The 12,013-nt window shown below is 73.4% G+C and carries 13 protein-coding genes; 6 read left to right on the forward strand and 7 right to left on the reverse strand.

Going from position 1 to position 12,013, the window contains the following annotated elements; genetic code table 11:
- Positions 1-31 precede the first annotated feature (31 nt).
- Positions 32-1,267: a phosphoserine phosphatase SerB gene (gene serB / locus HPT28_RS10925; protein ID WP_219090823.1), complete on the forward strand. Its 1,236-nt coding sequence runs from the start codon at positions 32-34 to the stop codon at positions 1,265-1,267.
- A 51-nt stretch (positions 1,268-1,318) separates the two neighbouring features.
- Here the strand turns inward: serB and HPT28_RS10930 are convergent, their stop codons facing one another.
- The 4 genes from HPT28_RS10930 to HPT28_RS10940 form a co-directional block, all read right to left on the reverse strand.
- Positions 1,319-1,834, reverse strand: coding sequence for a histidine phosphatase family protein (locus HPT28_RS10930; protein WP_219090824.1), 516 nt, complete (start codon positions 1,832-1,834; stop codon positions 1,319-1,321).
- Between the two features lie 59 nt (positions 1,835-1,893).
- Positions 1,894-2,130: a hypothetical protein gene (locus HPT28_RS10935; protein ID WP_219090825.1), complete on the reverse strand. Its 237-nt coding sequence runs from the start codon at positions 2,128-2,130 to the stop codon at positions 1,894-1,896.
- 139 nt (positions 2,131-2,269) lie between these two features.
- Positions 2,270-2,386, reverse strand: a complete 117-nt coding sequence (locus HPT28_RS26760; protein WP_257578409.1) for an SGM_5486 family transporter-associated protein — start codon at positions 2,384-2,386, stop codon at positions 2,270-2,272.
- Between the two features lie 4 nt (positions 2,387-2,390).
- Positions 2,391-3,728 carry an MFS transporter gene (locus HPT28_RS10940; protein ID WP_219090826.1) on the reverse strand — a complete coding sequence of 446 codons (1,338 nt, stop codon included), beginning with the start codon at positions 3,726-3,728 and terminating at the stop codon, positions 2,391-2,393.
- Positions 3,729-3,792: 64 nt separating this feature from the next.
- On the opposite strand from HPT28_RS10940, the gene HPT28_RS10945 reads away from it, so the two are divergent.
- Positions 3,793-4,470, forward strand: coding sequence for a FadR/GntR family transcriptional regulator (locus HPT28_RS10945; RefSeq protein WP_219090827.1), 678 nt, complete (start codon positions 3,793-3,795; stop codon positions 4,468-4,470).
- A 160-nt stretch (positions 4,471-4,630) separates the two neighbouring features.
- Here HPT28_RS10945 and fabI read toward each other — a convergent pair whose 3' ends face one another.
- Entirely contained in the window at positions 4,631-5,428 is a 798-nt protein-coding gene (gene fabI, locus HPT28_RS10950) for an enoyl-ACP reductase FabI (protein ID WP_219090828.1), read from the reverse strand.
- 5 nt (positions 5,429-5,433) lie between these two features.
- Positions 5,434-6,138 carry a 3-oxoacyl-[acyl-carrier-protein] reductase gene (gene fabG, locus HPT28_RS10955; protein WP_219090829.1) on the reverse strand — a complete coding sequence of 235 codons (705 nt, stop codon included), beginning with the start codon at positions 6,136-6,138 and terminating at the stop codon, positions 5,434-5,436.
- 240 nt (positions 6,139-6,378) lie between these two features.
- On the opposite strand from fabG, the gene HPT28_RS10960 reads away from it, so the two are divergent.
- The 3 genes from HPT28_RS10960 to tyrS are packed head-to-tail and all read left to right on the forward strand — an operon-like array spanning position 6,379 to position 10,758.
- A complete protein-coding gene (locus tag HPT28_RS10960) occupies positions 6,379-7,899 on the forward strand; it encodes a TldD/PmbA family protein (protein ID WP_219090830.1) in 1,521 nt (506 codons plus the stop codon).
- Complete coding sequence (locus HPT28_RS10965) at positions 7,896-9,290, forward strand: metallopeptidase TldD-related protein (protein ID WP_219090831.1); 1,395 nt, start codon at positions 7,896-7,898, stop codon at positions 9,288-9,290. The genes HPT28_RS10960 and HPT28_RS10965 overlap by 4 nt, the downstream gene beginning before the upstream one ends.
- A gap of 52 nt (positions 9,291-9,342) precedes the next feature.
- The gene (gene tyrS, locus HPT28_RS10970) at positions 9,343-10,758 is read left to right on the forward strand and encodes a tyrosine--tRNA ligase (RefSeq protein ID WP_219090832.1); all 1,416 of its coding nucleotides are present in this window, start codon (positions 9,343-9,345) and stop codon (positions 10,756-10,758) included.
- A 121-nt stretch (positions 10,759-10,879) separates the two neighbouring features.
- Here tyrS and HPT28_RS10975 read toward each other — a convergent pair whose 3' ends face one another.
- A complete protein-coding gene (locus HPT28_RS10975) occupies positions 10,880-11,158 on the reverse strand; it encodes a GlsB/YeaQ/YmgE family stress response membrane protein (RefSeq protein WP_219090833.1) in 279 nt (92 codons plus the stop codon).
- 217 nt (positions 11,159-11,375) lie between these two features.
- Between HPT28_RS10975 and HPT28_RS27625 the strand changes: the two genes are divergently transcribed.
- Positions 11,376-11,861, forward strand: a complete 486-nt coding sequence (locus HPT28_RS27625; RefSeq protein WP_308119158.1) for a DUF3099 domain-containing protein — start codon at positions 11,376-11,378, stop codon at positions 11,859-11,861.
- Positions 11,862-12,013 lie beyond the last annotated feature (152 nt).

Here is a 12,013-nt window from a genome sequence, read left to right on the forward strand (position 1 = left end):
GGGCGGCGTCTGCCGATACGGTGGAAGCACCATGAGCGCGACGCAGAATCCCCCACTCCCGCCCGGCATGCCCGGCGAGGACGCTCCCACGCTGCTGATCAAGATCTTCGGCAAGGACCGCCCCGGCATCACCGCGGGCCTCTTCGAGACGCTGGCCGCCTACGGACTGGCGGTGGTGGACATCGAGCAGGTGGTCACCCGAGGCCGGATAACGCTGTGTGCCCTGGTCACCGCTCCGGAGGGAGACGGGTCCGGCGAGGGCGAGCTGCGGGCGACCGTGCACGGCTGGGCCGAGTCGCTCAAGCTCCAGGCCGAGATCATCTCCGGCCGCGGCGACAACCGGCCGCGCGGCACCGGGCGTTCGCACGTGACCGTGCTCGGGCACCCGCTGACCGCCGAGTCGACGGCGGCGATCGCGGCGTGCATCACCGGCACCGGGGGGAACATCGACCGGATCTTCCGGCTGGCCAAGTATCCGGTGACAGCGGTCGAGTTCGACGTCTCCGGGGCGCCGACGGAGCCACTGCGCACGGCGCTGGCCACCGAGTCCGCGGCGCTGGGCGTGGACGTCGCCGTCGTTGCGTCGGGGCTGCAGCGGCGGGCCCAGCGGCTCGTCGTGATGGACGTGGACTCCACGCTGATCCAGGACGAGGTCATCGAGCTGTTCGCCGGGCACGCGGGCTGCGAGGACAAGGTCGCCGAGGTGACGGCCGCCGCGATGCGCGGCGAGCTGGACTTCGAGGAGTCGCTGCACGCCCGGGTCGCGCTGTTGGCGGGGCTGGACGCCTCGGTGGTGGACACGGTGCGCGAGCAGGTGCGGCTGACGCCCGGCGCCCGGACGCTGGTGCGCACCCTGAAGCTCCTCGGCTACCAGGTGGGCGTCGTCTCCGGCGGGTTCACGCAGGTGACGGACGCGCTCAAGGACCACCTGGGGCTGGACTTCGCCTCGGCCAACACCCTGGAGATCGTGGACGGCAAGCTCACCGGCCGGGTGACCGGAGAGATCGTCGACCGCGCGGGCAAGGCGCGGCTGCTGCGGCGGTTCGCCGCGGAGGCGGGCGTGCCGCTGGCCCAGACCGTCGCCGTCGGCGACGGGGCGAACGACCTGGACATGCTGAACGCGGCGGGCCTCGGGGTGGCCTTCAACGCCAAGCCGATGGTGCGGGAGGCCGCGCACACGGCGGTCAACGTGCCGTTCCTCGACACGGTGCTCTACCTGCTGGGTATCACGCGCGAGGAGGTGGAGGCGGCCGACGCCGCCGTGTGAGGCGGTCGTGCCCGCCCGGCCGGGCGGGCACCCGCGGCGGCCGGGGTCCGCTCAGGGGTGCGGGACCCAGAAGGCGTCGAGGCGGGCCACCCCGGGCTCGACGGACTTCCAGGAGCCGTTCACCGTGAGGACGGCCATCGCGGCGGTCGGAAAGGCCCGGGCCATCCGTTCGCGCGCGTCCTCCTCCCCGGAGCCGGTCAGCACCTCCGCCAGCCCCTGCACCCCGGGGTTGTGGGCGACGAGGAGCAACTCGTGGACGTCATCGGGCACCTCGTTGATCACGGTGATGAGCTCGCCGGGCGAGGCGTCGTACACGCGGTCCTCGTAGACCGTCTTGGGACGCTTCGGGAGCTGCGGCGCGAGGAGCTTCCACGTCTCGCGGGTGCGGGTGGCGGTGGAGCACAGCGTCAGCTCGGGACTGATGCCCTGGGAGACCAGCCAGTCTCCGGCGAGGGGGGCGTCCTGGCGGCCCCGGTCGGCCAGGGGCCGCTCGCGGTCGGGTACGTCGGGCCAGTCGGCTTTGGCGTGTCGGAGTAGGACCATCCTGCGGGGCTGATCGACGCTCATGTTTCCCAGCTTCCCACGAAACCGGCCGTGGGGCTCGGGCTGTTGGGGATCGGGATTCCTCACGCGGAGCCCGCGGGGCCGAGGCTGCTCAGGTGGTGCCAGAGGGCGGCCGCGGCCCCGCCGAGGCCCTCCGCCGTCGCGCCGGGGGAGGCCGACCCGTCGCCGAGCAGGAGGAGCGCCGTCAGGGCGGCGAAGACGGCAACCGGGAGGGGCAGGGCCCACCAGCGCAGCCGCAGGCCCGTGTGGCCGTCACGGAGGCGGTGGGTGGGGACGTGGGCACCGGCGGCGGTCGACATCGGCTCGCCTTTCGTCGTGGCGTCGAGCGGTGCTTCGACGCTATGACGTGCGGCGTCCCGGGCCCACCCGGGAAGCCACCCACGCTTCCCTGAGCCGCGCCCCCTAGGGGTGGTGGGGTTATCCCCACCACCGGCGGGGTCAGGGGGCGAAGACGGAGGCGATGACGCCGATGACCACGCAGATGCCGATCATCGCGCCGAAGACGTACAGGAGCTTCTTCTGGCCGTCGCCGGGGTTCTCGTCGAGCACAGGCATGGGGTCAGTCTCGCACCCGGGCGTCGTCCTCGACGCACCGGTTCCGTCCGGCGAGGAGACCGACGCCGATCTGGACCGTCATGAGCACCGCCAGCAGGGCGAGCGGCAGCTCCCAGCCGCCGCTGGCACCGTGCAGTGCGCCGACGAGCAGGGGGCCGGGGATGGAGATGAGGTAACCGGTGCTCTGCACGAACGCGGAGAGCCGGGCCACTCCCCCGCTGGTCCGCGAGCGCATGCCGATCATCGTGAGCACGAGGGGGAAGGCGCAGTTCGAGACGCCCATGAGCAGGGCCCAGGCCCAGGCTCCCGAGGCGGGGGCGAGCCAGAGGCCGGTGTAGCCGGACAGGCCGCACAGGCCGAGGAGGACGACGAGGGGGCCCTGGTGACTGAGGCGTGCGGCGACCCGGGGCAGGACGAAGGAGAGCGGGATGCCGAGCCCCATGGTGACGGCGAGCAGCGCTCCGGCGGTGGCGGCGGACAGGCCCGCGTCGCGGTAGATCTGCGGGAGCCAGCCGAGGGTGACGTAGGCGGCGGTGGCCTGGAGGCCGAAGAAGCAGCCGAGCGCCCAGGCGATGGGCGAGCGCGTGACCCGGGGCACCGGGGCCTCGTGGGCCGGCTGCGCGGCGGGGGCCGGGGTGGCCGTGCTCCCGGTGCGGGCGTTCCGGCGGCCGGTGCCGCGGTCGCGCAGGGCCACGGCGGCCCAGGGCAGCAGGGCGAGGGCGGCGAGGGCCGCCCACATGCCGAGCCCGGTGCGCCAGGTGCCCCCGAGGGCCTCGGCCGCCGGGACGGTGAGGGCGGCGGCGGCCGCGGTGCCCAGGGAGAGGGCCATGGAGTAGAGCCCGGTCATGGCGCCGACCCGGTGGGGGAACCAGCGCTTGACGATCACCGGCATGAGGACGTTGCTGACGGCGATGCCGGCGAGCGCGAGGGCGGTGGTGGCCAGGAAGAGGGGGGTGCCGCCGGCGAGCGGGCGCAGGGCGAGCCCCGCGGTGACGGCGGCCATGCCCGCGAGGACGACGGCGGCCGGGCCGTGTCGGCGCGCGAGGCGCGGGGCGAGGCCGCCGAAGACGGCGAAGCACAGGGCGGGCACGGAGGTGAGGAGCCCGGTCACGGTGCCGCTCATGCCGAGCGCGGTGCGGACCTCCTCGAGCACGGGCCCCAGCCCGGCGACGGCGGGGCGGAGGTTGAGGGAGGCCAGGACCAGGCCGAGGACGACGAGCCGCGGGGTCCAGGGCGAGCGGGGCCGAGAGGGCGGGGGGCTCGCCTGGGCGGGGACGGTGGGCGAGGGGGCGGCGAGGGGCGGCTCGGGGGTGTCGAGCGTGGTGCGGTCGTCCTGGGGCATGAGCCCATCATAGAATCATCGGATGAATACTCGCGTCACAGCCTGAAGGGCCGGAGACCTCCTCATGCCGCTGAACTCTCCCCGCCGGTCGGCCCTCGCCGACCAGGTCATCGACGCTCTGCGGGAACCGATCACCTCGGGCGAGTGGCCCGTGGGCAGCCGCATCCCCACCGAACCGGAGCTGGTCGAGCGGCTCGGCGTGGCGCGGAACACCGTCCGCGAGGCGATCCGCGCCCTCGCCCACAACGGGCTGCTGGACATCCGCCAGGGCTCGGGTACCTACGTGGTGGCGACGAGCGAACTGGCGGGCGTCATGCACCGGCGCTTCGCACGGGCCGACCCCGTCCACATCGCGGAGGTGCGCGCGACGCTGGAGGCGGAGGCGGCACGGCTCGCGGCCCGGCGCCGGAACGAGCAGGAGCTTCGGCAGCTGTACGCGCTGCTGGAGCAGCGCGAGGCGGCCTGGGCCTCCGGCGACGTGGAGCGTTTCGTCCAGGCGGACGTGACCTTGCACCTGGCGGTGGTGAAGGCGTCCCACAACGAGGTGCTGACGGCCGTCTACGCGGACCTCGGCGCCGTCCTTCGCGACTACCTGCGGCTGGACGTGGGCGAGCGGCTGCGGCCGGAGGAGCACCTCGACCACGGCCGGATGATCGACGCCATCCGGGACGGCGACGCGGAGACCGCCGCCCGGGAGGCCGCCTCGTACACGGCCCACTGCCGGGGCGCGGACTGCGGCTGAGGACGGGCCCTCCGCCCGCCCGGAAGGGCCCCGGCCCACGCACGAACCCCGGGCCCGTACGTCTCGGCCGAGACGTACGGGCCCGGGGCGGGGGCTGTGGCGGCCCGCCGCGGGCCGCGACGGGCGGACGGCGCCGTTCGGCCCGTCCGTCGGCCGGCGCTTACGCGCCCATCATGTGCACCCCGCCGTCGACGTGCACGATCTCGCCCGTCGTCTTGGGGAACCAGTCCGAGAGCAGGGCGACGACGCCGCGCGCGGCCGGCTCCGGGTCGGTGAGGTCCCAGGCGAGCGGGGCCCGGCTGTCCCACACGTCCGCCAGCTCCTCGAAGCCGGGGATGGACTTGGCGGCCATCGACTTGATGGGGCCCGCGGAGACGAGGTTCGAGCGGATGCCCTCCGAGCCGAGGTCACGGGCGAGGTAGCGGGACGTCGACTCCAGGGCGGCCTTGGCCACGCCCATCCAGTCGTACTTGGGCCAGGCCACCTGGGCGTCGAAGTCCATGCCGACGACCGAGCCGCCGCGCCCGGGGCCGTCCGCCTGGGCGCCCATCAGCGGGAGCAGCGCCATCGTGAGGGACTTCAGCGAGTACGCCGAGACCTCGACGGCCGTCGCGACGGACTCCCAGCCGGTGTTGAGGAAGTTGCCGCCGAGCGCGTCCTGGGGTGCGAACCCGATGGAGTGCACGACGCCGTCCAGGCCGACGCCCTCGCCGAGGTGCTCGGTGACCCGGGCGGCCAGGGTGTCCAGGTGCTCCTGGTTCTGCACGTCCAGCTCGATGACCGGCGCCTCCTTGGGCAGCCGCTTGGCGATGCGCTGGACCAGGGTGAGCCGGCCGAAGCCGGTCAGGACGACCTCGGCGCCCTCCTCCTGGGCCAGCTTCGCGACGTGGAAGGCGATCGACGCGTCGGTCAGCACGCCGGTGACCAGGATGCGCTTGCCGGCGAGAAGTCCACTCATATCGTTCAGTGCCCCATGCCCAATCCGCCGTCAACGGGGATGACGGCTCCGGTGATGTACGCGGCCTCGTCGGAGGCCAGGAAACGCACGGTCGCGGCGATCTCCTCCGGCTCGGCGTAGCGGCCGAGCGGCACCTGGTCGGTGATCGCGGCACGCTGCTCCTCGCTGAGGGCGCGCGTCATGTCGGTGTCGACGAAGCCGGGTGCGACGACGTTGCAGGTGATGCCGCGAGAGCCCAGCTCCCGGGAGAGCGAGCGGGCGAAGCCGACCAGTCCGGCCTTGGAGGCCGCGTAGTTGGCCTGGCCGGCCGAGCCGAGCAGCCCGACGACGGAGGAGATGAGCACGATCCGGCCGCTGCGGGCCCGCAGCATGCCCCGCGAGGCGCGCTTGACCATGCGGAAGGTGCCGGTGAGGTTGGTGTCGAGGACGGAGGTGAAGTCCTCCTCGGTCATCCGCAGCAGGAGCTGGTCGCGGGTGACGCCGGCGTTGGCCACCAGCACCTCGACCCGGCCCTGCTTCTCCTCGATCTCCTTGTACGCCTGCTCCACCTGCTCCGGGTCGGTGATGTCGCACTTGACCGCGAGGAAGCCGGCCGGCGGCTCACCGGAGCGGTAGGTGATGGCGACCTGGTCGCCGGCGTCCGCGAGCGCGCGGGCGATGGCGAGGCCGATGCCGCGGTTGCCTCCGGTGACGAGAACCGAGCGGCTCAAGGGACCACTCTCCCAATCTGTCGAAGCCTGCAGGAGCCGCGCGTCGTCGGCTCGTGCCGTGTCCAGCCGTGCACCATGCAAACTATCGGTCCCCTTCGAGCGCCACGGACTCGGGCGTCCACAGGGCCCCCGGCACGCCCCTGTGGAGTTCCTACAGACGCCCCCGCGGCCGCTCGGTCCCGACGGGTGCGTGAGGCGGTGGCGGGGCATGATCGGTTGGCGAACCACGGGAGGATTGCCTTGCCACCTTCGATTGACGAGACCTTCACCGCGCTGCCGCTCCACCGGCTGGCGGACGCCGCGCTGGCCCGGGCCAGGGCGCTGGGCGCCGAGCACGCCGACTTCCGCTGCGAGCGGGTGCGCAGCGCCGACTGGCGGCTGCGGGACGCCCGGATGTCCGGCTCGTCGGACACGACGGACGCCGGCTACGCGGTCCGCGTCGTGCACGGCGGTGCCTGGGGCTTCGCCGCGGGCGTCGACATGACGATGGACGCCGCGGCGCGGGTGGCCGCGCGGGCGGTGGCGATGGCCAGGCTGTCCGCGCAGGTGATCCGGTCCGCCGGGTCGGGAGAGTGGGTGGAGCTGGCGGACGAGCCCGGGCACGGCGAGCGGACCTGGGTCTCCGCCTACGAGGTGAACCCGTTCGAGGTACCGGGCGAGGAGAAGACGGCGCTGCTGCGCGAGTGGAGCGAGCGGCTGCTCGCGGCCGAGGGCGTGGCGCACGTGGACGCCTCGCTGCTCGCGGTGCAGGAGAACAAGTTCTACGCCGACACGGCGGGCACCGTCACCACGCAGCAGCGGGTGCGGGTGCATCCGCAGCTCACCGCGGTGGCGGTGGCGGAGTCGGGCGAGTTCGACTCGATGCGCACGCTCGCGCCGCCGGTGGGGCGCGGCTGGGAGTACCTGACCGGCACCGGCTGGGACTGGGACACCGAGCTGGCCGGGATCCCGGGGCTGCTGGCGGAGAAGATGGCGGCCCCGAGCGTCGAGGCGGGCTCCTACGACCTCGTGGTGGACCCCTCGAACCTGTGGCTGACGATCCACGAGTCGGTCGGGCACGCCACCGAGCTGGACCGGGCGCTGGGCTACGAGGCGGCCTACGCGGGCACGTCCTTCGCGACCTTCGACCAGCTCGGCACCCTGGCGTACGGCTCGCCGGCCATGAACGTCACCGGGGACCGCACCGCCGAGCACGGCCTGGCGACGATCGGCTACGACGACGAGGGCGTGGCCGCCCAGTCCTGGGACCTGGTCAGGGACGGGGTCCTCGTCGGGTACCAGCTCGACCGGCGCATCGCGAAGCTCACGGGCCTGGGCCGCTCCAACGGCTGCGCCTTCGCCGACTCCCCCGCCCACGTCCCGGTGCAGCGCATGGCGAACGTCTCGCTGCGGCCGGCGCCGGACGGGCCGTCCACCGAGGAGTTGATCTCCGGGGTGGAGCGGGGGCTCTACGTCGTCGGCGACCGCTCGTGGTCCATCGACATGCAGCGTTACAACTTCCAGTTCACCGGACAGCGGTTCTTCCGCATCGAGAACGGCCGCGTCACCGGTCAGGTGCGCGACGTGGCGTACCAGGCCACGACGACGGACTTCTGGGGCTCGCTGGAGGCGGTCGGCGGCCCGCAGACGTATCTGCTGGCCGGCGCCTTCAACTGCGGCAAGGCCCAGCCCGGGCAGGTCGCCGCCGTCTCGCACGGCTGTCCGTCGGCGCTCTTCCGCGGCGTCAACATCCTCAACACCACCCAGGAGGCCGGCCGATGAGCAAGCCCACCGCCCCGCACGAGCTCGTCGAGCGGGCTCTGGAGCTGTCCCGGGCCGACGGCTGCGTGGTGATCACCGACGAGCAGTCCTCGGCCAACCTGCGCTGGGCCGGGAACGCCCTGACGACCAACGGCGTCACCCGGGGCCGTTCCGTGACCGTGATCGCCACGGTGGACGGCGGCCAGGGCACCGCGTCCGGCGTCGTGTCCCGCGCCGGGGTGACGCCCGAGGACCTGGAGCCGCTGGTCCGGGCCGCCGAGGAGGCGGCCCGGACGGCGGGCCCGGCCGAGGACGCCCAGCCGCTGGTGTCCGGGACGGCCACCTCGGCCGACTTCACCGCCCCGGCCGCCGAGACCTCCGCCGAGGTGTTCGCCCAGTTCGCCCCGGCCCTCGGGGAGTGCTTCGGCGCGGCCCGGTCCGGCGGGCGCAGGCTGTACGGCTTCGCGCAGCACGGCGTCGTCTCCACGTATCTGGGCAGCTCCACCGGGCTGCGGCTGCGCCACGACCAGCCCACCGGAACGCTGGAGCTGAACGCCAAGACCGACGAGCACAGCGCCTGGGCCGGCCGCGCCACGCGGGACTTCACGGACATCGACCCGGCCGCGCTGGACGCCGAGCTGACGCGCCGGCTCGGCTGGGCGCGACGCCGGGTCGAGCTGCCGGCCGGGCGGTACGAGACGCTGCTGCCGCCGAGCGCCGTGGCCGATCTGATGATCTACCAGCTGTGGTCGTCCGGTGCCCGGGACGCCGCCGAGGGCCGCAGCGTCTTCAGCACCCCCGGCGGCGGCACCCGGGTCGGGGAGCGGCTCGCCGGGCTGCCGCTCACGCTGCGCAGCGACCCGCACCACGAAGGGCTGGAGGCCGCTCCGTTCGCGGTGTGCCGGGCCTCCCACGACGACGACTCCGTCTTCGACAACGGGCTGCCGCTGCGGGCGACCGACTGGCTGCGTGACGGCGAGCTCGTCCACCTGCCGACGTCCCGGCACTCCGCGGGGCTGACCGGGCTGCCACTGGCCCCCGCGGTGGACAACCTGATCCTGGAGGGCGGCGGCGAGCGGTCGCTGGAGGAGATGGTGGCGGCCTCCGGCCACGACGGCCCCGCCCTGCTGCTGACCTGCCTGTGGTACATCCGGGAGGTCGATCCGGCCACCCTGCTGCTGACCGGCCTCACCCGGGACGGCGTCTACCTCGTGGAGGGCGGCGAGGTCACGGCGGCGGTGAACAACTTCCGGTTCAACGAGTCGCCCGTCGCCCTGCTGGGCCGGGCCTCCGAGGCCGGGCGCACACGGCGCACGCTGCCGCGCGAGTGGTCGGACTGGTTCACGCGGGCGGCCATGCCGCCCCTGCGCATTCCGGACTTCAACATGAGCTCGGTGAGCAAGGGCGTATGACCGGCATAGACTCTGTCCCGATCCCATCCGACCCCGATCCTTGGACATCGACGTGACACGCCTCGGCGAATCCGTGCGGCGCGCCAGCGAGCTGCTGGCGCAGGACCTCTCCTCCGACGCGACGGTGGAGCAACTGCTCACCGAGACGGCCTCGCGGCGATATCTGGACCTCAGCGACCTCTCGGCCAAGGAGCAGGCGGAGCTGATCGCCTCCCGCGCGGTGGAGCTGCTCCCCGGCGTGGAGCGGCTGGCCGAGCGGATCGACCAGCGGCGCGGTGAGGGCCGGGGGCTGCACGTCAAGCTCGGCATCGACCCGACGGGTGCCGAGGTCCACCTCGGTCACGCGGTGCCGTTCATCGTGCTCAGCCGCTTCCAGCGGATGGGCCACGACGTGACGGTGCTCATCGGCGACATCACGGCCAAGATCGGCGACCCCTCCGGGCGTACGGCCGAGCGGCCCCCGCTCACGGACGAGGACATCGCCCGCAACCTGTCCACTTACCGGGACCAGGTGCGGCCGTTCTTCGACTTCGAGCGGGTCCGTTTCGTCCACAACAGCGAGTGGCTGGGGCGCATCGCGTTCCCGCAGCTCATCGGCATCCTCGCGCAGATCCCGGCCGCGCAGCTGCTGCAGCGCGAGGACTTCCGCAACCGGCTCGCGGCCGGCTCCGGGCTCACCATGTCGGAGCTGATCTACCCGGTGGCCATGGCCATCGACTCCGCCGAGCTGGACTGCGACATCGAGCTGGGCGGCGTGGACCAGCTGCTCAACATGCAGATGGGCCGGAAGGTGATGGAGGTCTACGGCCAGGAGCCGCAGCTCATCGCCGCGATGCCGCTGATCGAGGGCACCGACGGCTCGGGCGCGAAGATGTCCAAGTCGAAGGGCAACTACATCGCGCTCACCGCGCGGGCGGACGACGTCTTCGGCAAGATCATGTCCATTCCGGACCGGCTGATGGTCCCCTACCTTCGGGCCTGGACGGAATGGACGGACATCGAGATCGAGGCCGCCACGGCCCGGATCGAGAGCCGGAGCCTGCACCCGATGGACCTGAAGAAGGTCCTGGCGGGCGAGGTCGTCGCGGCCCTGTACGGGCTGAGGGCGGCGATGGCCGCCCGCGCCGGCTTCGTCGCGCAGTTCTCGAAGAAGACCTTCACGGACGTCGGGACGCTCCCGGTGGTGGACGCCGCCGCGCACGGCGGTGAGGGCATCGCCGCGGTGCTGACCAAGGTCCTTCAGTTCACGCCGAGCGCGTCGGCCGCCCGTCGGCTCGCCAAGCAGAACGGGCTGCGGCTCGTCATCGAGCCGGAGGGCGGCGGCACCCAGCAGACGGTGGTCCTGCCCGAGGCGGACGCGCTGCGCCCGCTGGCCGAGGTGGCCGCCGAGCGCCGGGCCGAGCTGGGCGCACGGGGCACGCTGTACCTGAAGGCGGGCCGCAAGGTCGCGGAGGTCCGCGGCCTGTGACGCTTGCGTCGCGTCCCGCCCGCGGGCGGGACGCGATGCAAGCCGGGCACGCGGGCGCTGACCGCTCCGCGTGCCCGGCTTGGTCCTCGGGGCCGCGAGCGCGGCCCCCGGTGCCGGGTGCCTAGGTGTGGGTGCGTCGTCCGCGTCTGATCGAGACCCACAGCGGTGCGCCGACCGCCACGACGAGCACGGCGCCGGCCAGCTGCAGCAGGTGCCGGATCCAGTCGATGCCGTCGGTGTCGTCGACGCCCATCCAGTGCGAGACGGCGTTGCCGAGAAGGCTGCCGACCATGCCGAAGATGATCGTCAGCCAGAGGGGGATGTCCTGTTTGCCCGGCAGGATGGCGCGGGCCAGCACGCCCAGCACCAGCCCGACGAGGATTGCCCACAGCCAGCTCATGGCGCCTCCTAGCACAGCGGGCGAACGGTTCGCACTCAAGGCTGCACACACCGGCGGGGCGCGTTCACCCGCTGATGGGCCGGACGGGTGACCTGGGAGCCGCGCCCCGACTCCGGACGACCGTCGCCGGAGGCGTACCGTGGACGATGTCGGACGCTGTACCGATCGATACACGTAGGCGGCTCCGCGGTGGGCGTCGAGCGACCAGGGGTGCAGGGTGAGGCGCAGACAGCACGGTTCAGAGGTCTACCGGATCACCGGGGCGCGCCAGGGGCTGACGGACGACGTGCGGGCGCGGCAGCGGCGCTACGTCATCTCCATGCTGGTCCGTACCGCCTCGGTGCTGCTCACCGTCCTGCTGTGGAACGTCTCCCGACCGCTGGCCGTGGTCACGCTGGTCCTCGGCGCGGCGCTGCCGTATGTGGCGGTGGTGATCGCGAACGCCGGGCGGGAGAACGCGCCCGGCCTGCCCGGGACGTTCGTCCTGCCGCCCACCCGTCAGGCCCTGGAGCCCTCCGCCACGCAGACGGCGGAGGAGCGCGCTGACGCCACCGGTGTGGGGGCGTGGACGGCCGAGGGGGCGGCGCCACCGGGCGAACCGTCCGAGGCAGCACCGGACGCCGGACGCGACGGACGGCCCGGCCCCGTGGACGGGGGGCCGCGGGGCGGCGGGGGGCGTGGCGGCGAGGGGGCCGAACGCTGACCGGGTCGGGCCCGATGCGCGGCGGCCCGGAACTGGCGGGCCCGGAACAATCATTCGCGTTCGACTCACGCGGTGGGCCCCTGCGTGCCATACTGCCTAGGCGCTCCGTATCCCCCGTCGGAGCGACACATCGACGCCGGGCGGCTCCCCCC

Origin of the sequence: Streptomyces sp. JJ38, assembly GCF_019303475.1 — a bacterium.
GTDB lineage: Bacteria > Actinomycetota > Actinomycetes > Streptomycetales > Streptomycetaceae > Streptomyces.